We start from the raw sequence: 23947 nt of genomic DNA on the forward strand, positions 1-23947 counted from the left end.
ACGCACTTTACGCTTCCAACCTTGTACCGAAGGTTACACCCACTGAAAACCTACTGGGCGACGATATCATCTAAGGTCTGCTGGCCTCCAGCTTCTTCTTGGCCGTCTTGAACAAACCAATCGCCATCCGATAGGTCTTCCTCGCCCCTCATATAGGCGTCTGCAAGCTGGTAGGCCTCCATCTGTCCGAGTCCGTACTCAGCATCCATCTCATACTCGATGATGCGTATCCGCTCTCTGCTGCCATCTTCACCGTCAACAGACTCCCGTTCGAGAGGTGGTACTTCGACAGCCCACGAATCCTGATACCTCATTACGCGGACGAGTTCGGATTCACCATACCATACAGCGCCGCCATATGGTTCTCCACCACAAGTCCGGTGCAGACGGTGAAAGACATGGTTGTCGTATGAAACAGCCGTACACTCGGACAGGTCGGCTGGTGTATCGTCCGGGAACTTTGCTTGTGGTTGGTTCGTATCAGGTGTCATTTCCACTCACTGAGTCCCATCTGTTCGTAGACCTTGCTCACAGGACACGCGAAGACCCATTTGTACTGGTCGCGAATCGTTTTGTGCTCTCGATTTCCTGCCTGACTGGGTTCACTCCACCCGATGCATGTCCATCCTTTCCCGCGAAGCGCTTTTATCATCGACCCTTCGAAATTCGCGACGACATACGTGATAAGATACTCGATACCTGCGGGGCAATCAGACGATTCGACGAAGAATTCCTGTGATTGAGCGAGCGAGCAGCTGGCTAGATTCGGCATCCGCTCACCGATACAAATCCGGTTTGCCTCGACGAACTTGTCGCCGGAGAGGACTTCTGTATGATCGATACTGCTGCCGTCCACACCTGAGACAAGAGAGCGGGCGCGCGGTTCGATATTGTCGGGGAGTCCTTCAAAATCACGTTCGGTGTATGGTTTCGGCTTGAGTTCGTCGTCACTGTTGAAATATAGTTTCTTCTTGCTGAAAAACGGATATCGGTACGTGATTGCGCCGAGTAAGTCCTGGTAATAAAGGCCGTGGTGGGCGAGATTCGCAGGGTGGAGATCTCCGTCCATATACCCGTGATGTGCTTCGTATACCTCCTCAGCTTTTTTCTGGGAAATCGGCTTGATCGAGACGTTGTTACTAAATGGAAGACCGAGCGGTGCGGTAAACGGAGGGCTCGTCTGGTTCCGGTGTATTGGACAGTTACACTCTCCGTTTGAAGGGCTATGCTGGAATGTGGCTGGTTGAGTCGACACTAATGTTTCTGTAGACATACTCTCACCACATGTAGGAGAATACAAATAATCCGCTTCGGAGAGTACGCTCGATATCATCTGGATGAAAACCGTGCTTCTGGACCTCGCTAATCACTTCAAGGGAGGACAATTTCGATGGCACTATCCGGGGGCTCAGCACTGTCGTGGGCGAAGAAGATTTCTGAGAACCGAGTATTCTTCCCGAATCCGTGGTTCAGACCGGGGAACTCCCCTACGATACTGATGTGTGCCCGATCTCCTCTGTGAGACGATAGAGCACATCTGATCTTCCTCGAGGGACTGGACGCTTCTTTGATGACTGACCGGAGGTCGGTGACGATTTTTGCGGTGAGTTCCCTGTCTTCATCTGCTTGACTACCTTTGAGAACGTAGACCTGATCGTCTTCTCCAGGGAGTATGTAGACTGCGCCCGGTGCATCGCCATCCGAGTTATGATCGTCTGATTGAGTAGTAGATTCCATTTGTGGCGTTGTATTACTAGTTAACTGCCTGTGACTGGGACTTTCGAGGTGTGGCTTCAGTGAGACAGAATTGGTGAGTGTTGATAACGAGATAGTTGCTGGAGTCCTTGACGGGGATGAAGTAGACGTTTTCACATGTGTCAGCATCTGACGGCAGTTGCGACTCTCCGATGATGCCAAAGGCCTTCTCTTCGACGAAGATCCGGACTTCAGTTTCGCACTCTGGACAGACGTGCGGGCTCGACTTGTGATTTCGGTCGTTCTCCCACATAACGTCTCTATCCTGGTAGAGTGCGTCCGCCACCTCTGGGTCGACGTCGGCCCCACACTCGGGGCATTCGCCAAACTCTCGAACGATGGGGGAAGCAGTCGAGGGAGCAATCCCATCTTGGTAGTCCGGCATTGCCATTGCGCGAGTGTTCCAGCCGATATCGCCTGTATCGATTATCATTTCTATCGAATCCTCTACCCTCTGTTCGGGAGTAAAAATTCACTCCTCTTCTGTGAGCTACGGTGCCACTTGACCGTCGTTACTCGCTGTCCTCAACTGCGGTCCAAACACGTTTCTCAGATTCTGTTCCGGCTTGGGTGGTTGGGATGAGTTGGTAGTAATTCGCCTTTAGTATCGCCCTGACCATCTCCTCTTTCATGATGGTGGATGAAAGCTCACCTTGGCTTGTTTGTTTAACATGCCGCCAGCCGCGGTTGTGTTTCCGTATCCAACCGAGACCCGATTGACGTTCCGTCTGGATGCAGACGGATTCGTGCTTGCGAAGATACTTGAGGATGTCATCGATGATTTCATCCTCTGTCTGGTGTGGCATTGTATCTTCAGACTCGGCTATCTGACCGCCACTTGACTGCCTGTTTTCCTCTGGTAGAGTGGTTCTCTGGCCCATATTCACGCCGCACGGAGGGGATTAAAGCTTTCGCCCGTATTGGCAGCCTCCACGTCGAACATTCGCAAGTGCGAGATCAGGGTTTTGTATGGATCGCTGTTTTGTCCGACAGATAGGTGGCGGTTGGGGGGTGTCTCATGGGGAGAACACTCGTTCTCTGACCAGTGGTCCACCAGCCACTCCTTGGCTTTCATACCCTCGGATGTATCGTAGACTGCAGCGATGACGGGAGTTCCGTGGACTACTCCCCTGTACGCGGTCTTCACATCATCGTGAGTGGCGTCGAATCGCTTCCACCCGTTAAGAGTCTTGGGCGGGTTGCTGCGGAGCTGGCGGGCTGCTGCTTCTTTTTCTGCTGACTCGACAGCAGTGTCCCACTCTTTTGTGATACGCTCTTCTTGTTCGCGTTCGATGTCTTTCAGGACACGCAGATCGATCTCTGCTGAGGCCCAGGCCAGAACGGTTTTTGCCTTCGTCAGTTTCTCTTCTCTATCGCCACGGAACCGACCGAAGCGAATCTCAGAAGGTCTGAGTGTCCTTACGATGCTTCTGTCGATTCTGTCGATTTCGCACTTCCGCAGAGACGCCGATACCTCAGTGTGGTGCGTGAATCCCGTCCGGTTTCCGCCTGCTAGTAAACACCTTTTTGCTAGGTTGATGCATCTCTCGGGCTCTGTCGTCGGTACAGAATCTGGCTGTTCGATTCTTTCACCGACTTCGACGTCGTGTTCCTGCTTAACGTATTTCTCGAAGCCGCTTTCGAATGCTGATTCCTCTATGAATGTCGTTTGAAACTGCTGACCTTCTTCTATCAGAACCATCTCTCACCTCTTCAGGGAGAGTAAAAATCTCTGATGGAGTTTATGAAATTATAGTTTCTCTGAATAAGAAGGCCGTATTAGCAACGACTGATAGTATCGACTTTTCACTCTCCAGTGGTGAGGGCGTTCTTAATCGTTCCTGTGAGGATCTTGTTGACAGCGACTGAGTGATGATGGTTCACGGGGGGATCGTATCCAAAGTGGCCTTTGAGTGCAGAGATAGAAGTAATCCCCAGCCGAAGCAGGGACGCGGATTTTGCTGGCCCGATACCCTTGACTTTCTGCAACTGCTCACGATGGTCATGAAGGCGGTTGACTGGCTCAGGCAGTTGGTACATAGTATTCACTGCTATCTCGAAAGCACTTGTTTGCGGAACCTCACTCACAATGACCTCTGGGTCCGCATTCGGTTCCTGATACCGAAGTTCGTGTGGCCGTTTCGTGTGGCTGTAGTACGACTCAATCCGCAACTCCTCTAGGATAAGTGTCGCCTCACCGAAGCCGATTTCCCAGCGCAAGTCTTGGGCGTTCCCTTCGTGTTTTAGAGAGATGAGGTTCCACGAACCGACCTGCGACGGAATTTCTGGCTTGCTATCGAACTCTCCGAGTGCAGGCCACTCCTCCATATTGTCTTGAGCTTGTTTCCAGATCCAGTCGATTCGCTCTGGAGGCTGTTCGGAAAGTGTCTGTCCGCTGAGTGGATGTCCAAACTGGTCGAAGCTTTGTCGATGCAGTCGGAGGTCTCCGTCGCTCAATTCTGATACGGAAAGCCGCTCGTATTGACCGCTGATGTGTGTGCTGCCGCGTCGCCAATACTCTATCAGGCTGGACTCGTGAGACTCTACCTGTACCCACCCGGCATGGGAAGTTGGCCATCCATCTAGCCCATACGGGAGATTGGAGTTGTTCGGTTTAGTGGCTGATTCGCTGCTCATTTGTCGTCTCTGTGTTTCTTTTGAAATTCTGTGAGATCATCTTGGTCAAAGGCGTCTGTCCGAATGGAGCCCTCTAACCCGTCGTTGACCAAGACACCAACTCGCTCACCTGTTTCGATGTCAGTGACGGTTCCCGCTACTTTCCATTCTTTTCCGTATTTCTTCCCAACGAGGGTGTTTCCAACCCTGAGCTCTGATATATCGATCATAACTTGGCTGAGGAGAGTGGTGAACGGCTTGATGGTCGCACCCTAGTATCGATGTGCATTCTCACCGAAGTCCTTCTCTCAACTGGCTTTGAGAGGTAGAAACCCACACTTCTAGCAGGATGGCATTTCGTAGGAAACGATGCGGTTAGAAGTCTCTGAGACTGGTTGGCCGCGTTGATTCGGGGGATAAACTTTTATCAGATGTCCGAGCCCCACTCGTAGCATCTACCGATAGTGCGTGCTCTTCTTCGGTTGAAAGGTCTGTCTCGGAGATATTCGCATCTTCGATGAACGAGTTGATGTTGCGAGCGGTCACTTTTCCGACCATCGCGACTTGTTCTTTGAGCACGTCCTCAAATTTGCCCTCGTTGCCACAATGCTCTCGGAAGGCGGCGAGAAGCTCCCAAAGGTCAGAATCGGGGGAAATGTCGAGCGTCTGTCGGGACATCTGTTCGAGATACGTCCGGAGGAACCGAATACGAGCGCGCCCCATCGCGTTGATTTCGGATACGACTGGGACGGCATCTTCACAGACGCCCTTGTCTGCACGATATACGAGACTCTCGTGCCACTCCGGAAGGCGCGCGTTTGGTGCTGCTTTGACCACATATTTGGTTGCCATGAGCGTATCGCTCAACTTGCTCGCAAGCCCTGGTAGGTAAGTCGGGTCGATACCGGTCTGTTCTTCGATTTCTTCGGTTGAGTAGTTCCGCATCCAGTACCAGCGGATGACTCCTGCTGTGATGCCGGGTTCGTTGAGATCGTATCCGTGGTTTCTGATGACCGATTCTAGCGGCCCGTCGACGGTACTGGCTGCGAGTTGCACATCGAAGTTTGCGATGGTTCGGTGGAGATAGTCTAGTTGCCGAATGTCCTCGTGGTCTGTCTCTTCTACCCAGTTGTAGAAACTCTTGATGCTGATGAGACTTGCGTCGACAAATGAGTTATACTTAAACCCGACAGCGCCTTCACCGAGTGCTGTGGTGTTGAATGCATCCCATGTGTCGCTCTCATCAATGAATCCTTCGTCGGCCAGCCACTGTGTTGTCTCTTCTAGGCGCTCTTTCAACCGTTCGTCTTTCGGCTTCGGACTCTGCCCCCACGCTGACTCCTCGTTCATCTGCTCGTAGTACAATGTGTGCTCGATGAAGTCCTCTAGTTCGTATGTCGACGACCAACCGTTTGCGATAAGTTCCAGAACCAGCCATCGGAACTCGCTTTCGTCGTCGATGTGCGTCTGAACGTCCTCAAGTTCACGGTGGGGGGTGAAGAAGCGCTCTGCAGTCTCGTCTGGACTGTCGGTCAAGACGAAACAGTGTCCACACGGGTAGTCAAAACGAGGGCGGGCGGCACGTCCTGCCCACTGCACATATTCGTATACGCCCACGTATTCACCACGGCGAGTGATGTCTGCAACTATAACTGACTGGACTGGGCTGTCGAAACCGTATGCCAGACTCGTGGTCGTTGTGAGTGCTTGTAGTTCGCCCTCTTCATACAGTTCGAGAATATACTGCTTGACGCTTCCAGGTAGGTCGGCGTGGATATAGGCAACGCCTGCTTGGAGCATTTTGAGGATCTCACGATGAGTCTCAGTTAGCATCCCGTCGACGCGGTCGGAGAGTTCCTTACGGAGATTTCGGTCAGATGGACCATCGAACAGGTTGGATTCTGCGATTCCTTTCGCTCGAGATTCCGTCCATGACTTTGCGAAGCAGAATACGAGATACGGACCTTTGTTCGGATTCTGCTTGATCACGTCGATTATCTTCTCTTTCGTTGAGCTGGTACTGCTGTCGACGGCGTGTTCCTTGATGGGAACTTGGCGGTCTTCCGGACTGATGTGTGGGTCAGCGTTCATCCACTTCCCAAGCTCGTCAGGATTCCCGAGGGTCGCAGAGATGCCGTAGATGTCGATATCCTCGTAGAGTGCGGCTGAAATGCTCAATTCAATCGCCGTCCCTCTGAAGTCTGAGTAGAGTTCGTGGAAGTCGTCAAGAATGATGGCATCGAGCGACCGCGCGCCTTCTGCGCCTTGGAGAATTGCTTGGTAGAACGAGTCGAACGTGCCTACCGCGATATCTGCGGTGCGGTACTTCCCGTGGCCAGAGTAGACAGAGTAGTCTCCGGCCCATTCTTGGAGGGATTCTTTCTTTGCCCACACCAACTGAACTGATGGGACGAGGTACGCGACTCGGTTTCCTTGGTTGAGGTGTTTCTTGACGACACCTTCTGCAGTGAGGGTCTTTCCGTTCCCTGTTTCTGCGATGAGCAGGTCGTTTCCGTCGTTGAGGATGCCGTTCTCGAAGGCGAATGCTTGTGTCTTTTTCAGTCCCTCGTAGCCGTGGGCGTCCATCAGTTCAGCGAGAATTGCTTTGTTTTCTGGCGAGATGTTGAGGTCCGGTGGGTGTATCATAGCTGGTCTGGAATGCGGTATCTTGCTGTGTCCTAGCTGGCTTCTTACGCGGTCAAGTTCGGCTGGTGATTCAGCGAACCTACCTATATTCCTTCACTTCTCATAGGAAGGGGAAAAACCCCACAGTTACTCAGGCTGCAGATCTATCTTTTATGACTTTCATCCCCTCAATTTCGGCCTCCTGCATTGCGCTTTCACGAAGGGTCAGGCCGAGCTCTTCTGCAAGCAACTCTGGCTTTTCGACGTCTGTTTCTGTTCGAACATTGATCCACCCGTTGTCGGTATTCGGGTTGAACCAAACGATCCGAACAGTATCACCTGAAACGATGACGAGTGCGGGCACTACCTGCATATAGTACCCTTCTTCGTCCTTTCCTTGGACCTTGAAAATCGGCATCAACGAATCGACGGAGTCGATTCCAAGAATATCGTCTAAGTCAATAGGGGACAAGGCACGGTTTGGGAGAGCGCCGTACTCTTTGTGGTTCTCTCCGCACTCGGGACAACGGGCTTCGCCAATGTGTTCAGGGATACAAGGGATCATATTTTGCTCTCGATACTACCCTTTCTGTGGCGGAGAACTAAAGATGTACCTCAGATCGTCTTTGAGACTGTAGTAGTTCGGACTGAATCGCGGTGGATCGGCCAAAAACTATTTTATTGCTACCGTCATTGATTAAATTGCGTGTTGGGCGAACGCCAAAATCGCTTAGGTGCCGACTCATATGGTCGGTGCGTTTCCGCGTACGTGACGCCGGAAATAGAGGAAAGAATCGTGTAATAAGCGAATGGCTGTTCACTGTAGCACCAAAAGAATCACCGACCCTCTCCCCTTATACGGTGATTCTTGAGAGTAGTGTATGACGGTAGCCGATAATGGGGCCTCTGAATTTGCTGGGAGTGTAGTCTTCCAGAGACCTGTCTGTGCTCAGGTACCGCTCATGCCACTTCGCACTTTGTCTCCCTCAGAGATGTCGTATTCTCCAGCGGGGAGTTCGATTATTGCATCGGCTTTTCCAAGGGAGAAGCCGACCATCGGCCTCATCGTGGATACTTTCTCTACTGCCCCATCGATCACGTAGACAGCGTCGAGTGAGAAAGGAACGAGCAGCATATCAGTAGTTGGTAATACGGTTATTTTATTCAGTTTGGGGAGGAAATCACTGTATCAGCAGTGTCCTACAAATTTATTAGGTTCTGTCATACATTATTGGGTATGGTACGTCCAGAGATTAAGTTTAGTGAAGCTAACGGAGACGAAGTGAAAATGGCCTTAGAGCAATACCGAGATGAAAACGACTTTTCCTCTTTTGAAGAAGCAGTTAGAGCGTTGCTACCCGCTTGGACATTTGATAATCCTTCTGCCACTCTTGTCATTGGAGACTCAGAATCAATCGGCATCGATACCTCAATCACAGAGCTTACGACCACGCACATCGAATTTGAAGACAATCCTTCATTGACATTCCCCACTTCTGATTGGGAGTATATAATAATAGATGTGTCTGGATTGTCTGAAACAGAGAAGAAGCATCTTGAATGGTACTTTGATGTAGCCTACCTAGACGACGAGTGGCCATCGGTGGATGTCGAAATGTCCACCTCTAGCTCAATCATTTACGGGTGGCTTCCAGAAACAACGGCTGCAACACTTGGGAAGGTTCAAACACTCCGTATCCCTCGTGCCCGTATCGAGGAGCAAGTTAAGACCATTGAACAAAGTGTTGGAAGAGAATTAGAACAGGACACAGCAAGGTCTGCCGCTGAAACCGGTGAACGTCTGAAGAACAAAATTGGGGACTGGAACCACAGAGAACAAATAAAACTCCTCAGAGAAAAACTAAGTAGCGAACTGCCGGACTGGATGATAGAGGCGAATGAAGCTAATAAACAGTTGATGAGACTCTCTGAAGCTATCTCAGATATCGGAGACGACAAGATAAAAATTGAGTGAATACTACCCTGTTGATTTCAAATCACATACGAATAAAGAAACTGTATTACCAATTACTGATATGTAAAGAGTGTCAACCTACGTCGCTGAACGGAAACACGAGCGCATAGTCGGGGGTGGTGGTCCTGAACATATGCCCGCGTGCCCGCGATAATGTCGGTTCAGACACTTTCATGCTCCGGATGCTCGGAACCTGCTTGGTTAAACGCCTGCTTCACCGCTGATAAGCTCTTGAATGAAGAATTCGGTTTTGCCTTCCCGCGCACGGCCACGGATCTCGATAAGGGCACTACATTTGTGCTGTTCGCTGTCGGCATGAACGTCTAACTCGACAATGAAGAACTGACCGTAACTGGTGGACAGAACTTCCATTTCCCGTTCTCTGCTCTCGTCGTTCAGTTCGGTGTACGGAACATCGAATTCGACGATATTGTCTCCGTAGTTCGCTGCTTTCCAGTCCGCTGTGAGATTTGAGTCGAAGAAGTCCTGTGGATCGACTGCTTTCTTCGTTCGCAGGGCAACATCATCCGGATTTTGCGGGAGGTCCTCCAAACGGTCGGAGCACTTGCCGGCGAATTCGTCAGTGTCGAATTCTTCGGTGTGGTAATAAAATCCTGACGGCATACTATCTGATGCGAGGATAGTCGTAGATGTCAGTTTTGTCGAGATGGTGTCTACAGAGTGGGAGACCGTTGTATAATCCTGCAACGTCTCCGTCGCACTCGTAGTCGCCTATATACGCCAAACACTGGTTGTGGTCTTTTATATCGTCCGTACTTGTGTCGGTTCTGTTGCTGGCCGCTCCCATTTGCTCGTTCATGATCCTTCGGGTGGTGTACTGCGATTATTATATCTCCTGTTATCGATTTAGTTCTTCGGTACTATGAACCCTATTAAAAGAATTCTGACAATGAAGAGTCAACACCGGAAGAAAGCCGTTTAGTCGTGAGATCAATGTAGTCTTCGTTGAGATCGATACCGGTGTAGTGGCGACCGTGGCGGATTGCTGCTGAACACGTTGTTCCACTCCCGACGAAGGGATCAAGAACAAGTCCGCCGATAGTGTTCTCGCCGATGTCAACGTCAGAGCACTCGCATGTCTGTCTGTAACCCGTGAGGTGCTTCTTGGCGTAACTGAATTCACGGATATAGGAGGAGGGGAAATCTGATTCTCGAACTTCGTTGACGAGTTGTTGCACCCGGTTGCTGTTCCGGCCAGTTCCTGATTGCGTACGAGCGCCCTGTCCCGCATCACAGAGCCCGACTGATCGACACGCTCTCGCGTGTTTTCGTGTCATTTCTGGTGTCCGGTGGAATGCATCCAGTACGCGCTCTTTGTGGCGATTCTCCTTGAGGTCAAGGATGTCTGTGACCTCATACTGAGGCGATAGCGGCGATCGACACTTTGGGCAGGTGTGTTTGGGAATTGACGCCGTAATTAGATGGCTCGCTAACTCGATGGAGAACATTGCGTCGTGTGAGACCTCTTCGACATCGGGCGTATTGAACTTGCTCTCTGCGCTTGTTGGAAGGGATAGAACATCTGACTGGTCTTCGACTGCTCGCCGGTCAAACATGTAGTTGTCTGATTTTGCGATGCCGATGACGCGCTCGTGAGTATGCGCAAACCGATTGGGGGCCGGGTCAGGCTTCCTGCCCGTTTTCACCCAAGGGCCGTTGTGAATCACTTTGAAGCCCTCATCTTTCAACTGGGCCACCAAACGATCGGGCACTCCGATGTACTCCCCGTTACAGATTGCGTCGTCGACGATCACCCAACCAGTCCCGTCTGGCCGCGTGACTCGCATCGCTTGTAGAATTACGCTCAAGAGGTTCTCTAAATACTCTCCAGGCGTGGACTCAATACCAATCTGCCCATCTACACCGTAGTCACGTTGAGAGTGAGGATACGGCGGACTAGTTACCCAGCCATGGAACGCTTCGTCAGGAATCCCCTTGAGGACCTCAACTGCGTCCCCGTGGAAGAGTTCATCCTTGATGTCGTTAATGCTGAGAATGGCATCTGCGTCGACGCTGTAAGTCCCGCTCGGATAGTTGGGAGACATCGGGTTTGGTGGGCTGCTGTAGGGATAGTAGCCTTCTGGTCGCGACTGCGTGTACTCGCCTACCACGGGCGACTCCTGAACGAATGAGACAGATGCGACCGGATCGTCGTCCAGCGGATCTACCACGTCATTATGGACAGCATAGGCGTGCTGGTTGTGAACGAGGATTTGATTGTTTTCGTTCTCGGAATCCGGTTTATACTGATTTGAGATAACTTCCGCCGGTGCTGCCACCCGACAATTGTGTCGGTGGAGGTGTTGGAACAACTCTGTATTCGTAGAATAACAAACCAGACCGGTGTATCCTGTTGGAGTACGGCGCGTACTGTCGCTAACGGTCGCTACGGCTAAAAGGAATTCTTCGCGCTTCTCTGAGATGAGTTCGAGGACGTCACCGGGACTAACTTTGAGCCCATTGAGTTCGATGCTGGAGTTCGCACACTGGTTGAGAACAGGTACCGGCCAGAGAATTGACTCTGCTACTTTCCGGTTCGGTGTGAGTAGATAGTCGGTACTGAACAGATGTCCGTCGTTGCGGTGAGGGTCGGTTGACATGGTTGTTCTGTGATAGGGTAGCCGCAGCTGCCTCTCTAACTCTCTTCTGTCTCCCACTTGAGGGGTAAAAATATCTGACGCGGCTGATGACGCTACTGTCTTTACAGCATGAGGAACGTCATTGTGAAACTGACGAACCACAGCCCGCCGGCTATGCCGATTGCGCCTGTAGTTGACAATTCCTTTCTCACGACCGTGAAGATCATTCCTGATGAGAACAGGAATAGTACCATTAGGAAGATTTGAAGCGGACTCAACAACCCTCCGAGGAACAGCGGGATGGAGGCGGACATCATACTATGAGCTAACAAGCCGGCTGTCATAGGTCTGGTTGAAACAGATTGTTGTACCTGCTTATCAGTTTCGGTGGTTGTTCCAGTTGTTCTGAAACACAGTAACGATGTTTCACTGGTGATGGGGAGTGGGCTCTGTTATCCTTCGGTCGATACCTGAGGCTCTCTGAGAGGCTGCTGGCTCTTTGATTACGTTTTTGACGGTCACTTGGGGTTCTTAACTTGCTGAATTAGTGTCTTTTGGTAATAACACGGACTAATTATATCAAATTTAGACCCAGTTGTTAGTTTTTATTGCTATCATCCCGCTCCGAAAGGGCTGACTCTTGGAGGATGCGTCTGGGATTCCTCTTCAGGGCATCACGGACAAGGAGACACCCAGCGGACGTAGCTGGTATGTTGGTCCTTTTTTCAGTAGCGGTGACTATGGATTCGGTCTCTTCACAAAAGGTTGGGACTGCAGATCGGATCCGATCGAGGTGGCTATCCGATTCATCGTAAGCGCTCAGAACGACTCGGCCTGATGTGAGCGTGAGACGTAGTTGGTCTTTTGACAGTTGCTCTGGGGCAGGTGCCTTCCAAACTACCGTCCGTGGGGCGAGTTTCGTCAGCTCCCAGTTGGTATTGGGTTCCAACGGGACGTAGTTCGCGAGTGGTGTTGGCGTAACGTGGAGATGTAAGAGCAGGTCGACAACCGCGTTGTATATGTCTTCTGACTTATGTTCTGTCCCGTGAAGGCAGGAAAAGTCTCCCTTATTGTCCTTGACGCTGTGGCCAGGAACATTCAGCATTGGCCCGGTATCGTTGGCAGATGCGTTCCGTATCTGTTGGCCGTTTGTGAATCCAACGAGTGATTCACTACTCCGATGGAATTGACCATCGCTGTTGATGCCCCTGTTGTTTAGATTCATACGAACCCGATGGATTGCACCGCCACTTCCCCAACGCTCGTCGTAGGCCTTCCCGTCAGCAGCGTAGATGATTGCTTCCTTGCTTTTTACGACGAGTTTCCAATTCCCGACTGAGGCGGGAAGTGCAGGTATTCTCTCTGGTAACCCGTTGGTGATGAATCCCCCAGATGGTGGCTTTAGTGGAACTGTGGTCTGACTTCTGAGGAGTACCTCTGGGAACATGGTTGCAGTGCTCCGGATATCCTCGTAGAGATCCTCAAGGGGCTCACCTCTTTTTGTCCGCGAACCATGAGCGGGTTGTGGATTGGTGCTAGACGGAGAATCAACATCATCGGATGAATCTGTGGTTGACTCGTGCGCTGCGTTTTGGAACGCTGATAAGGATTGTTGATCTCCCATCACAATGAGTCCTTTCTGAGTGCAGTGAGATTACTTTCCCCCGGTGTTGCCGATGGCAGCTCGGCTACGATATCGTCTGCTGGTTCGAACTCTCCCTCACGGAGGAGGTCTGGGAAGATGTCTTTGGCTGTCGCCGCATCGAGGATCAGGTCTGCGCACTCGCTGTAGAACGTATCCAACAACATCTTGAAGGCTCCTCTGTCCGGACTTCCGATCGCGATCACGACTCGGTTCCTCTCGATGTCGGTGAACTGGTCAAGTATTGGAACCCATCCGAGAACTGGATGGTTCAGATAGAGTGACTGCCCGGCGTGTGGTGCGGCCACCTCTTTCAACCGGCAGTAATCAAACGATTCAGTGCGGCTTGCACCTAGCGATTGTTCGGTATTTCCCATCACAGAACTCCTCACTCCACATTGGGAGTTACAAAGATTTACTGGGCGACAATCTCTCCGAGTGTCGTTTGTGTCCCGTTCGAATTGTTAGTCGACTCTGAGGACAGTTCGCTGGCTGCTTGCTCGATATCTCGTTCCACAGAGGTCGCGAGCGTGGTGCAGGCATCTCCACACGTCTGACAGAGCGTCTTCTGATTCGTGTCCGCTGAAGTGGTAAGGTCTCGGAGTTCTCGTGAAGACATTCCGCCGTGCCCGATATAGCTCGTGTTCTCCATTCGGCCTCTGAGAATTGCTTCATCTGTGGGAGTGGCTACGATCTCTTCGTAGATGTTGTGGAAGTGCTCTTTGAGAACAGTGAGTTTCATCGGATACGGTCTGGTCTTTTCGCGCTCTTCCTGCATCTGCTTGGTCACGTCCGGGTATTCGTCCTCCAGTTGGTAGACTCGACCCCGGTACTCCTGTACTCGGCGCTCGACGTTGAATAGCCATTTCGCGAATTCCGGATATTCCGCTTCGATCATTATCAGCTCCTCCGTACGCTTTCCGAAGGCCAGACACTGGCAGTCGCCGCTGCGGTGAATCTTCTTTGAGACGGGATTTCGAGGGAGGTCGTGTTGCTCGTGGTATTCTTGCACCCACTTGCCGCTCTTGTCGATGAGCGGGCTGACCCACCAACCGGTGAAGTTGCCGCTTTCTGATGCGTCTTCATATTGGACTTCTGCTTCGATGTTTTCCAATCGACGGTCGGACTCAAGCTTTCGAACCCCCGAGAAGAACTTCACATCACCGTGCTTCTTCCGATAGAAGTAGCCCAGTTGCCGCCCTTTGAATAACTGGAACGCCATCCGGTGGCAGGATGCACCAGGGAACCCGTAGCGGTACGCGAACGTGTCCAGCGGCATCGGTGAGGAAATGATCAAGAGTGGCCACTGATACTGTTCACAGATTGCCCGAACGTAGTCGAGGTTCTCCGGTATCGACGAGTTCGTATCTAAGTGAATGACGAAGTCAGCCCATCCATTCGACATCGCCATGTGCGTGAGCGCCAACGAGTCGTCGCCTCCAGAGAAAAGAACGGCGCGGTCTTTCTCGCCAGTCCCATTCGGAACCTCAAGTATTCGATTGGATTCCCAAATGTCAATAGGGTCAGACTCAGGATCGGGCTTCGGAATTGCGTCTGTTCGGACAGCTTCGTCCGGCGGTGCGATGTCGTAAGTAGGTACTTGGATCATACTATGAAATTTTAGGGTGAAGCATTTCGCTGGACTCGGAATACTCTCGGTTCACCTAAGAGAGATAGAAAATAATCACTACAAATCCGACAAGACGTCCCCTAATCTGAGTCGAGTGTTATGCCTCCATGTGGACAATTTCCATTGCGAACAGCATATGATTTAGCGCGTCACCGAAGTGGTAGCGTGACTGCTTGTAGTCGCCGCGATGAGCGTGGTCTCTTGCCTGGAACAGCTCGTCACACGCTTTCCATATGTGCCAGCGTGCTTCGTCTTGTAGCCAGTTTTTTTCCGGTCCATGCTCTTCGACCTGCTCGAGGTACTGCTGTTGCGCTCCCCGAAGTAGTGACTCCAATTCTTTGTTGGGGTAGCCCAACTCAGAAATTTCTTCTACTATCGTATCCGCCATAGTGATTCGTTATGCTTGATATCGCCGTTGACTGTTCTTTCCGGGGCTATTCTCGTCTGTTCGCTCACTTTTCACTCTTACTAACCTCATCGAACGTCGTTTGACTGGTGGGCCTTTTTGATTTAGCAAGGTCGTCCAATTCTTTTCGCTGGTCGAACAGCCCAACCCCCTCCAAGGGGTCCTTGACTTCGATGCTGTCGGGGAGAGCCGACTTGAGCGGTTCGGCATAGTTCCGTCCCATCAGAATCATCACGCGGTCGGCTTCTGTGACGTTTCGGGCAACGTCCTCGGCACGCTTACGCTGCTCTTCTTCTGGAAGGTCACTCATTTCTTGGTCGTACCATGCGATTTCATCATTGGGCTCGACGTAGCCATGTTTCGCGGACATGATGCACCAGCGGTCACAGTTTGCTTCCAAGGCGGCGACTCGCCCGTCGAACAGCCAAGAGTCATAAAGATCTCTCGCCGGAAACGGTTCTACTGAGTCAGGCCCTCCTCTCTTGGATTTGCTGCACGCTGTGATACCTATAACATGGTCAGTCATCATTAAAATCCTCGAATGTGGTCTCTTGGGCCGGGTCTGTCCCCTCGCTCTTGTCTTCCATGTCAAGGTAGTCGAACGCCCGTAGCTGTTCATCTATCGGCGTTTCTAGTTTCTCACAGAGGTCCTCTCCGCGTTCTCCAGCGTGCTTGAATATACTCCCGAGCGGGCTGTCATCACCCGTTGGGTCACTGCCGCGTGGGTCATCGAACAAAACGATGTTTGCGAGCAGGCGAGGATATAACCGCGCTGTGTTCCATCCCATGTCTCCGTAGTCTCCGGAAAGCTCTTTTTCGATCTCAATGCTTTCAGAGAGCGGAGCTCTTGTCTCCCTGAGCGTCTTCCACGCACAGTGACATCTGAGGCAGAATGTTACGACGGTTTCAATCGGGTCTAATCCCGTTGACGCAATCCGTCGTGGCTGCGCGACATCTGCCTCTTGCTCGCAATCTTCGGAATAACAGTAGTACGTCCCTGCTTCGTCTTGGGGACGGGGTTCCCGCTTGGGTTCACGCTGCTGAATTGCATCGCGTGGCTCACCAGACATCCTTTTTCGATCCATTGGTTCTCACCCATCGTATAAATACTTGCGAGCAGCTTGACCAGTTCCACTCATCAGAAGAACAACCTTCCCTCTTGCTTGTCTTTGCTATTTGAGTACGCATCGATCTTACTCGTGGTCTTTTCGACGAGCTGTCCATCTCCACCGACGCCAATGTACCCCGCTTTCCCTTTTTGTCCGCAATGGTTTTCCGAACAACCCTCGCCTGTTACTGGATTATTTGAACACGCCACGAGGATGTCGTCGTTGATCCACGCGTGGAGGAAGTGGTCCTGGTAGTCAGTATCGACTCCGCGCCCTAAGTCACGGTAAAGGCGGATATAGTCGCAACAAGGGTCGAGACCAGCCGCTTGGAGGACGGAAAGGAACCGTTTGACGCCGAGGACGCCAGCCCCGAAAGTCGTGATGTCGTACGCGACCTCCGAAGATTGGTTTGCGTGTCGGATGCCTGTCGCGGAGTTATTGTCTTCGACAACGAGTTCGGGTGCATCGGACTCTGGGAAGCGCTCTCCGTATCCAACGGTACAAGCTTCTCGCTGCTCTCGAAGCGATTGGATGACAGTGCTCGCGTCTAGTTGATTTTGTCCCTTTTTCGACTTCATCAATAGTCTCTCTTGTCCTCTTCGGAGGATACAAACTAACCCAGTCTTACCAAACCACTCTACGGCCCTTCTAAAATGTTAGGTAAGAATGGAACGCTCCGTTCCTCGCTTGTGTGTGCTATGTGGCGGACCTCCCAAGCCCAACTATTGACCGATGCTGTCGGATAATAATATCTACAAATCACAATCAGAGAGGGGTCTTCGAGATTTCTATTATCAGGTTTGATATTTTTTAGTAATACTTATTATGAGCGGAATAATGTGTTACAGTAGGGTCAGACAGACCCGTAATTCCCTATGTTCACGGAAAATATGAATGACGACGACCGCGGACAGGTCGGTATCGGTACCCTGATCGTGTTCATCGCGATGGTGCTGGTGGCGGCTATCGCTGCGGGCGTCCTGATCAACACGGCTGGTTTCCTCCAGAGCAGTGCTGAAGAAACTGGACAACAGAGTAGTGACCAAGTGACGAATCGGCTTGAAGTTGTGAGTGCAGTTGGGACGACTATCGACCAAGACGATAATGAAGTGGATAAGGTCAGACTCACAGTCAAGAAAGCACCCGGTTCAGCAAACATCGACATCGGCAGTACGATTGGGCAGTGGGTCGACTCAAGTGGCTCGTACGATTTGACCGTCGACGAGGATAATCCAGGTACGACTGCGAGTGACCATTACTCAGTCGAGACCGTCCAAGACGATGACGGCTCCTCGATTTCGAGTAGTCAAGTGCTAGATGAACCGGCAGATCGCGCAGCGCTGACTTTTGATGTGACCGAGATTCATGGTGGCAGTGGGCTCGGAGAAGGTGAGACGGCAACGCTTCGACTGAATACACAGTCCGGCGGTACTTCGACTGCCCGCCTTGTTGTTCCGGAGACTCTGTCTGGCAATTCCGCCGTTACGCTGTAGAACAGCGCTTTCTTTTTGCGACTCAGCAGTGGGATGACTATTCCGCTCACTTAGAACTATTGATTAGTGCTTTTCTTTCAGTTTGCGGCGAGACGGGATCCACGGGAGGACTCGAATTGGAACTACACTCAAAATTGATGTGAACCGGATGAGGAGGCTATCTCTGCTCCTTCTGCTCTTGCTTGAGCGCGTACACAACATAGATTACGATAGAGGATACAATGGTTTGGGTGATCGGGTCGCTTGCGCCCAGTAGAACAGGGAGTGAGAGCCAGAAAAAGTAGACTGCGATGACGTACTTGAACAACGAGGGTGCGCCGGTTACTCGACTGTAAATGAAGCTGGCGAACGCGAAAAGGGGAGAGGGGAACATTACTCGCTACCTCCAGTTGACGTGTATTTCAACTGTTTATGAATGTCTTCGCTACCGGGTAGCCGACCGATAATTCGCCGAATCATATTGGGTTGTTCACTGTCAGACGCACTCAGTGGCTTCTGGCTATGGCTCATCTTATAATCTCCGTCTCTATCAGCTTATGGAGAGCAAAAACAGACAAGCAACTACCTGAACATCTGGTTAAGCCTTTACTGGCTGTCCTAATCTGTGATTTATGCAGGTTCCTTTTTCCGCATATCACGGTGGTTCTTGAGAACGGCGTAGAGGTCGTCGTCCGGCAGCGTGATAGTGTCATGGCCAAGCCACCTGTGGCCTCGATAGTAGCGTGGAAGTGACTCAGTATCGAGTGTGATCGTTCCCGCGTCGTCTGTGTAGGAGAGTCTGGTACCGTCTTTATTTTGGCCGACTTCTTCCGCGATGGACATGAAGATTTGATAGTCGACGTTCAGGTCTTCGGTATCTGTCTGTCGGGGAACGAATGTGATGATGCTGGTGCCGGTTGTCGTTTCTGGGGCGAATGTTGCTGGAGGGAGTTCGATACTCGCATCCAGGTATGCTTGATGCATTAACCACTGGCGCTCGCCTTTTTCGGTTGGGTTCCCCAGCATCGATGTCGGGGTTATGAGTGAGACTGCCCCCGAGGGGAGCGTGTAGCTCAGGGCGTTCTCAAGGATGAGCCACTCGTATCGCTGCGAGCTTTTGATTTTCGTATCGTGGTCCCCGACTGTCCGGTGAGCGGTATCGAATCGGCTGAGAGAGAGTGGGCCGATGGCGTTCTCGTTGAGATCACATTTGTCGAACGGAGGGTTCACGACGGTCTGGTCGACGCCATGCCGGAGGACGCGCTCAATTTCGGTAAAACAGTCGTCAACGTTGTTGGCGGGGTAGGAGAGTTCTTCATGAGGAATGAAGGCAGTGTTATCCGTCTTGGCATCGGAATTGTAACCTTGTGTTTTCGGCATTTCTGGGGCCTCTTCTGGCCGTATACTCCGGAAACACTGGGGTGTGGTCTCGTCGTCTGCTCCGATGCGATATATTTCTCGAATCCCCATCGTCAGCGCGTTCCCACCGATGACCCAGCCGGGGATGCCAACGAGACTGAGCGTGAGCGCGGTCATTCGGGCTGCAGTCCGTTCGATATCCCACCCAAGACAGACAGCATTCTCTGTTCCTCGAGCAGCTGCTAACAGCAATCGGCCACTTCCACACGCCGGATCGAAGAGTACCGTCGCCTCAGTGTTGTGGCTGTCAACCTGACCGCCGTCTGTACGCGCTGATTTTGTCTCCTCGCGAGCAAACATTCCGAGAGCGGACTGACCAGACACGTTTTCTACTGTCGGCTCTGGAGTTTCGAAATAGTCTCTCGTGGTTTCACCGACCCTGTGGAGAGCATCCGCGACATTCGGAGGCGTGAAATACTGGTTGAAGTCGTCCTCAGCAGTCCGTCCAGTGAGCTGGTAGAGTGCGCCCAGAATATCGGTCTTGGTTGCGGCGGTTACAGCAGCAATGGCGCGTGCGATTTCTTCATCACTCACCTCATGTGGATTCTCGCGACAAGCAGCGACGACTGTGGTGTACTCCTCTTCTGTTGTCCCCTTCGGGATATTGCCTGTTTGGAGGAGTTTCTCGATTTCGTCAAGGACGCTGTCGAATCGGCGTTCGGTCGAAAGTGTTTGCGTGCCAGTGATCACCTCTGCGAGAGGTTTGACTATGTCTCGAAGCTCGTGTCGATATGGGGCTAAGTATGGCATTAGTTGAAACCTGCTCTACCCCCGTGGGCGAATAAAAACAGACTCGTGCTCTCTTTCCAAGTGAAAACCCCTTCCCCAAGCGGGATGATTTCCTATTTGTCGACTTTCCACTCGTCGAGTTGCTTGTTGTTTTGCTTTCGACGTTTGAGCTTCCGCCTCGCAGAGCAGGCATCGCAGATATGTCGGCTGAACGGCTTCTCGGATGGTAACTCCTCGTAGCTGACGTCTTCTAGATCGAAAATCGAGGTGCCACACGCGACGCAAATATCTTCGTACCTGAGGTCTTCGACGAACGACTTACTGAGCGCGTCCGCACCATCGGTATCGAGCACATCGTAAACCGTAATAAAGAGGTGTTGCTCTCGGGCTTGCGATAGTCCTTCTGTGAGTACGTGACGTTCAACCTCCTCAGTAGTGAACGGCGTGAAACTGTTCGTGAGGATGTTCGCGTGCTCGTCGTTCCAGTGGGAGACGACAGTTTTTGCAGTTTCGATGGTTGTCTGCTCGCTAAAGTACGAGTCACAAGCACTGCAAGAGCATTGCTTGAGGGGCGGCGTATATTCCCCCAATTCTGTCTCCTCGCTGGGATTCGTCTCTGAGGAAGCGGCCATAGTCGTGGTTTTCGGTACTGGCACTTGATGTTTTGCCCTTTGGAGGCGCAACGCGAGGGTATTCTTATAATGCAGCACACGGCTAAAACGTGTATGGACCTCATCAGCGATGACCCTTACTCTTGGAAAGTGTATACACTCGGCGTTCTCGTAGTTCTTTTTGCCTTTGCTGGCGTAGTTGGTGCGCTTAGCTCTCCGTCAGAATTAGCGGACGAGGACATGCTCAATGTCACCCTCAAGTCTGACGGCAGTTCTGCCGGATCAGTCGCCGCTTCGGTCGCTAATACCAAGTCTGAGATGGTGACTGGATTGAGTGACCACGATACACTGGCAGTCGGCAAAGGGATGTTGTTCATCCACGGCGAGACTACTGAACGAACATATGTAATGCGTGATATGAACTTCTCAATCGATATCGTATTCATCAACTCGTCGTGTGAGATAACGACTATTCACAGCGCAGAGAAACCCGCCCCGGATGAAACAGGAGAGGAGCCGAAATACCACTACTCAGGAGAAGCGAAGTATGTTCTTGAAGTCCCGAATGGGTACGCGACAGAACGAGTTGGGGTAGGAGACGCTGTAAAATTTGAAGGCGGCTGTTAGACTGGGACTTTTAGGTTCATCCCGACCACTGCTATCGCAATCACCATTTGGACAAACTTCGTTCTGGAGCCGTTCCGACGATAATGTATTCATCGGCCATTAGTTCGCCAGTATTTGCCGTTTCGTTTTCAGGGGCATTTTCCCATGGGAGTGTCTTGGTCGGTATTGACCGTGGTTCGGTGGTTTCGAGAGTGAACCCGATGGCAGAGAAGAAATCTTCGGTGATGAGGTGCATCGGGATCGGCGTCCTGCTCATCGTTCGATTTCCAACGACGAGGGCGACCGGCTGTCCTTCTTTGACGACACGAGCGAGCTGGTTGATCGCTTCGAAGTAGTCGGCAAAGAACGCAAAGGCGTCGTCGCTACGTCCGTCGACAGATTCTAACTCTTCGAGCGTGTTCTGGAGTGCAGTCGAAAAGGCCGTCACGTCATCGACCTCGGTAAACGCACTGCTCCGGGTGCCACCAAGGCCAGTTGGGTCCACGTCCCGCATTGTCTTGACGTTGAGAGGGGTTGCGGCGAGCGCTGGTGCTCTCGAATATTGTCCGTAGGCGACGGTGGTTGAGTGGTCGCCATACGGAGGGGACGTGATCACTGAATCGATGGAGTTCGTTACGATTTCGGTGGGGCTTCGACAGTCCGCAAGTCGGACGTCGATACTGCCCTGTTCGCTTGCTTGTTCGTAGTAGCGTTCCATCCGACCGACGTTATCCGTGACCGCTTCACAGAACAACTCCCACACGTCGGGGTTGTGGCCTGCACGGTCGCATTCGGGAATCCGCTGGCGTTTGAATTCGCCGTTCTGCTGGTAGCTTATTTTCCGGGTGATAGACGCGAGGCAAATACGGAGAAACCTAATGACCTCGAAGCCCCACTCACCGCGACCTTCAGAAAGTCGTCGGGCGATCGAATCGAGTTCGTACACTTGGGGTTCTGGGAACCACCCTTTAGCTACAGTGGTCGGTTCAGATGGACTTCCAGCTGAGTGTCCCTCGTGGATGAATCGACGATGGACGCGCCAGTCGCTGAAGATGCTCTGGGCGGCAGCTTCGATTTTGGCTGGGTCGATAGGTTTTGCCTTAGTTCGCGCGAGTAGGCAGGCGAATGGGTTGATGTCCGTTCCGACGCCGTGGTAGCCAGCACGTTGGGCTTCGGTAACGGTCGTTCCCGACCCACAGAACGGATCATAGATTACCTCGCCCGGTTCGATAAGGCCCGTCTCCTCCCAGTGATTAATGAGTTGGTGGGGAATCTGCGGAATCATCCGCGCCGGATAGTAGTGAAGGCCGTGCGTGAGTGGGGTGGTATCTACGCCGCTAAGCGACCAGTCGTACCCTGAAAGGTCGTACGGGTCGCGCTGTTCTGTACCGAACCCAGCGAGTGTATGTTGGGACATTGTTACGAATCGAGTGTCGTATTGAAAGTGCTGAGAGAAGACTGAACGTTCATCTCGAACTCACACGATGAAAATAGTAAGCGAAAGGCGGCGCTTCGTCGACACCGTACCTCATGTTGAACTCATAGTCCCGAATAACGGTCTCGGGGGAAGGCAGCGTTCTGTATCGTCGACCCGGACCTTGTAGTTGTACTCTCCATCTTCGGGCGTTACTCTGCGACTGCGTCTGCTTGATAAATCTGTTCCACAGCGAGGAGATCTCGAACCTCGGTCACCTCATCGACGTCTCCGTGCTGAAGGTTGTAGTCATGAGCTGGGCCGAGTACACGCTTGTCTTCGATGAGGTTGTTGAGCCCCAAGTTGATGAGAATCTGTTCGGCGTTCTCGATCACACTGGGGTCAATGACGTTCCGGATGTTGTTGTGGAGATCTGTGTCAAAGTCCTCTGCATCAACCTCGAAACTGTCGTTCCATGCGACTGGCTTTACTGTGACAGTTCCCTCTGGCATACCTTTGTCGTCATACTCGGCGTTGACGTCAAGGATTTTCTCAAGGATGCTTTCAGTATCGTTGTAGACGAACTGTGCGCCGGAGTCTTCGAGCGCGGCAAGGCTACTACAGGAAGTATTATTCATTTGGACTCTCACTTCACTTGGAGGGTAAAAACGCCTATACATGCTCTTTCGAGCGTGTCTTAGAATTCTACGAGAAGTCCGAAATCGTCGAGATGACCTATCACTGTTTTCGGTTTTTTCGCTACTTGTGAGATTGTTGGCTCAGAACACTGACTCGATTGTGATATCGTACCGGTCGATATTGTCTCGGGTGCCTGCGATCCCGAGCCGGAGCTTGGCATTATTGTCGGTCGGTACCATCTCCGAATTTTCCTTGTCTTCTCCGACCTTCTCACCGTTCTTGAAGAACTCCGCGAGGACGTTCAGTGATTGGTTCTGGTCGCCTGAGTTCGCGATCTCGACGTATGCTCCGACTTGGTTGGTCTGTTCGTTGATGATATCCTCGTGTTCGACGACTTCGATTGTTCCTTGGAGGCTGTCATCGATGTTGATGGTTCCTGTGATGTCTGCCTCGCTACCACCATCACTGTTATTGCCGTCACCGTCAGAGAGGGCTGAACAGCCTGCTATCGACGTAGCGAGTCCGACACTCATTACGCCGCCCGTTGTTCTGAGGAACTTTCGACGGTTGCTCCGTTTTGTATCTACCATGTTTGAGTTCGGCTTTATAACCGACATATATGAACGTGCCGGGATAACCGAAAAGGCCGTTTCCTTGAGCAAACTCCAACTACCGTTGTTGCTACTCTTGGAACTCATT

29 protein-coding genes are annotated in these 23947 nt (G+C 51.8%); 3 read left to right on the forward strand and 26 right to left on the reverse strand.

The features are described from left to right. Nucleotides 1–50: 50 nt before the first annotated feature. From AV929_RS22100 to AV929_RS20905, 11 genes are all read right to left on the reverse strand, one after another. Entirely contained in the window at nt 51–491 is a 441-nt protein-coding gene (locus AV929_RS22100) for a hypothetical protein (protein ID WP_155120798.1), read from the reverse strand. After that, the gene (locus AV929_RS20860) at nt 488–1273 is read right to left on the reverse strand and encodes a hypothetical protein (protein ID WP_064289241.1); all 786 of its coding nucleotides are present in this window, start codon (nt 1271–1273) and stop codon (nt 488–490) included. The genes AV929_RS22100 and AV929_RS20860 overlap by 4 nt, the downstream gene beginning before the upstream one ends. A gap of 98 nt (nt 1274–1371) precedes the next feature. Continuing rightward, on the reverse strand, nt 1372–1737 hold the full coding sequence (locus AV929_RS20865) for a hypothetical protein (protein ID WP_064289242.1): 366 nt from the start codon (nt 1735–1737) through the stop codon (nt 1372–1374). Between the two features lie 16 nt (nt 1738–1753). Then, a complete protein-coding gene (locus AV929_RS20870) occupies nt 1754–2188 on the reverse strand; it encodes a hypothetical protein (RefSeq protein WP_064289243.1) in 435 nt (144 codons plus the stop codon). Between the two features lie 79 nt (nt 2189–2267). Continuing rightward, nucleotides 2268–2636: a hypothetical protein gene (locus tag AV929_RS20875; protein WP_064289244.1), complete on the reverse strand. Its 369-nt coding sequence runs from the start codon at nt 2634–2636 to the stop codon at nt 2268–2270. 2 nt (nt 2637–2638) lie between these two features. Continuing rightward, nucleotides 2639–3457 carry a hypothetical protein gene (locus AV929_RS20880; RefSeq protein WP_064289245.1) on the reverse strand — a complete coding sequence of 273 codons (819 nt, stop codon included), beginning with the start codon at nt 3455–3457 and terminating at the stop codon, nt 2639–2641. 104 nt (nt 3458–3561) lie between these two features. Further along, nucleotides 3562–4212, reverse strand: coding sequence for a hypothetical protein (locus tag AV929_RS20885; RefSeq protein ID WP_230458931.1), 651 nt, complete (start codon nt 4210–4212; stop codon nt 3562–3564). Nucleotides 4213–4388: 176 nt separating this feature from the next. Beyond that, a complete protein-coding gene (locus AV929_RS20890; RefSeq protein ID WP_064289247.1) occupies nt 4389–4601 on the reverse strand; it encodes a hypothetical protein in 213 nt (70 codons plus the stop codon). Between the two features lie 145 nt (nt 4602–4746). Next, nucleotides 4747–7017: a DEAD/DEAH box helicase gene (locus tag AV929_RS20895; RefSeq protein ID WP_064289248.1), complete on the reverse strand. Its 2271-nt coding sequence runs from the start codon at nt 7015–7017 to the stop codon at nt 4747–4749. Nucleotides 7018–7147: 130 nt separating this feature from the next. After that, nucleotides 7148–7561 carry a hypothetical protein gene (locus AV929_RS20900; RefSeq protein ID WP_064289249.1) on the reverse strand — a complete coding sequence of 138 codons (414 nt, stop codon included), beginning with the start codon at nt 7559–7561 and terminating at the stop codon, nt 7148–7150. A gap of 384 nt (nt 7562–7945) precedes the next feature. Beyond that, nucleotides 7946–8131, reverse strand: coding sequence for a DUF192 domain-containing protein (locus AV929_RS20905; protein WP_064289250.1), 186 nt, complete (start codon nt 8129–8131; stop codon nt 7946–7948). 102 nt (nt 8132–8233) lie between these two features. Here AV929_RS20905 and AV929_RS20910 point away from each other — a divergent pair, with 102 nt between their 5' ends. Further along, nucleotides 8234–8971, forward strand: coding sequence for a hypothetical protein (locus tag AV929_RS20910; protein WP_064289251.1), 738 nt, complete (start codon nt 8234–8236; stop codon nt 8969–8971). Between the two features lie 201 nt (nt 8972–9172). On the opposite strand, the gene AV929_RS20915 is transcribed toward AV929_RS20910, so the two are convergent. The 10 genes from AV929_RS20915 to AV929_RS20960 form a co-directional block, all read right to left on the reverse strand. Then, complete coding sequence (locus tag AV929_RS20915; RefSeq protein WP_064289252.1) at nt 9173–9595, reverse strand: hypothetical protein; 423 nt, start codon at nt 9593–9595, stop codon at nt 9173–9175. A gap of 269 nt (nt 9596–9864) precedes the next feature. Continuing rightward, nucleotides 9865–11271 (reverse strand): site-specific DNA-methyltransferase, encoded by a 1407-nt coding sequence (locus AV929_RS20925; protein WP_064289254.1) that lies wholly within the window; start codon nt 11269–11271, stop codon nt 9865–9867. A 422-nt stretch (nt 11272–11693) separates the two neighbouring features. Next, entirely contained in the window at nt 11694–11888 is a 195-nt protein-coding gene (locus AV929_RS20930; RefSeq protein WP_064289255.1) for a hypothetical protein, read from the reverse strand. A 281-nt stretch (nt 11889–12169) separates the two neighbouring features. After that, nucleotides 12170–13195, reverse strand: a complete 1026-nt coding sequence (locus AV929_RS22105; RefSeq protein ID WP_155120800.1) for a hypothetical protein — start codon at nt 13193–13195, stop codon at nt 12170–12172. Beyond that, complete coding sequence (locus tag AV929_RS20935) at nt 13195–13590, reverse strand: hypothetical protein (RefSeq protein ID WP_064289256.1); 396 nt, start codon at nt 13588–13590, stop codon at nt 13195–13197. The genes AV929_RS22105 and AV929_RS20935 overlap by 1 nt, the downstream gene beginning before the upstream one ends. A 38-nt stretch (nt 13591–13628) precedes the next feature. Beyond that, nucleotides 13629–14822, reverse strand: coding sequence for a phosphoadenosine phosphosulfate reductase family protein (locus AV929_RS20940; RefSeq protein WP_064289257.1), 1194 nt, complete (start codon nt 14820–14822; stop codon nt 13629–13631). Between the two features lie 118 nt (nt 14823–14940). Continuing rightward, on the reverse strand, nt 14941–15231 hold the full coding sequence (locus tag AV929_RS20945) for a hypothetical protein (RefSeq protein ID WP_064289258.1): 291 nt from the start codon (nt 15229–15231) through the stop codon (nt 14941–14943). 64 nt (nt 15232–15295) lie between these two features. Beyond that, nucleotides 15296–15775, reverse strand: a complete 480-nt coding sequence (locus AV929_RS20950; RefSeq protein ID WP_230458932.1) for a DUF6884 domain-containing protein — start codon at nt 15773–15775, stop codon at nt 15296–15298. After that, nucleotides 15768–16037 (reverse strand): hypothetical protein, encoded by a 270-nt coding sequence (locus AV929_RS22110; protein WP_155120801.1) that lies wholly within the window; start codon nt 16035–16037, stop codon nt 15768–15770. Before AV929_RS22110 ends, AV929_RS20950 begins: the two co-directional genes overlap by 8 nt. A 350-nt stretch (nt 16038–16387) precedes the next feature. Continuing rightward, on the reverse strand, nt 16388–16936 hold the full coding sequence (locus AV929_RS20960) for a hypothetical protein (RefSeq protein ID WP_064289261.1): 549 nt from the start codon (nt 16934–16936) through the stop codon (nt 16388–16390). A gap of 297 nt (nt 16937–17233) precedes the next feature. On the opposite strand from AV929_RS20960, the gene AV929_RS20965 reads away from it, so the two are divergent. Then, nucleotides 17234–17851, forward strand: coding sequence for an archaellin/type IV pilin N-terminal domain-containing protein (locus tag AV929_RS20965; RefSeq protein ID WP_064289262.1), 618 nt, complete (start codon nt 17234–17236; stop codon nt 17849–17851). 609 nt (nt 17852–18460) lie between these two features. Here the strand turns inward: AV929_RS20965 and AV929_RS20975 are convergent. Further along, nucleotides 18461–19999, reverse strand: a complete 1539-nt coding sequence (locus AV929_RS20975) for an N-6 DNA methylase (protein ID WP_155120802.1) — start codon at nt 19997–19999, stop codon at nt 18461–18463. A 92-nt stretch (nt 20000–20091) separates the two neighbouring features. Further along, the gene (locus tag AV929_RS20980; RefSeq protein ID WP_064289265.1) at nt 20092–20610 is read right to left on the reverse strand and encodes a hypothetical protein; all 519 of its coding nucleotides are present in this window, start codon (nt 20608–20610) and stop codon (nt 20092–20094) included. 93 nt (nt 20611–20703) lie between these two features. On the opposite strand from AV929_RS20980, the gene AV929_RS20985 reads away from it, so the two are divergent. Continuing rightward, nucleotides 20704–21216, forward strand: a complete 513-nt coding sequence (locus tag AV929_RS20985; RefSeq protein ID WP_064289298.1) for a DUF192 domain-containing protein — start codon at nt 20704–20706, stop codon at nt 21214–21216. Between the two features lie 40 nt (nt 21217–21256). Here the strand turns inward: AV929_RS20985 and AV929_RS20990 are convergent, their stop codons facing one another. From AV929_RS20990 to AV929_RS21000, 3 genes are all read right to left on the reverse strand, one after another. Then, the gene (locus tag AV929_RS20990) at nt 21257–22612 is read right to left on the reverse strand and encodes a DNA methyltransferase (protein WP_064289266.1); all 1356 of its coding nucleotides are present in this window, start codon (nt 22610–22612) and stop codon (nt 21257–21259) included. A gap of 209 nt (nt 22613–22821) precedes the next feature. Further along, on the reverse strand, nt 22822–23247 hold the full coding sequence (locus tag AV929_RS20995; protein ID WP_064289267.1) for a hypothetical protein: 426 nt from the start codon (nt 23245–23247) through the stop codon (nt 22822–22824). 141 nt (nt 23248–23388) lie between these two features. Then, complete coding sequence (locus AV929_RS21000) at nt 23389–23838, reverse strand: hypothetical protein (RefSeq protein ID WP_155120803.1); 450 nt, start codon at nt 23836–23838, stop codon at nt 23389–23391. Between the last annotated feature and the right edge of the window lie 109 nt (nt 23839–23947).

The organism is Haloarcula sp. K1 (assembly GCF_001647155.1).
Taxonomy (GTDB): Archaea; Halobacteriota; Halobacteria; order Halobacteriales; family Haloarculaceae; genus Haloarcula; species Haloarcula hispanica.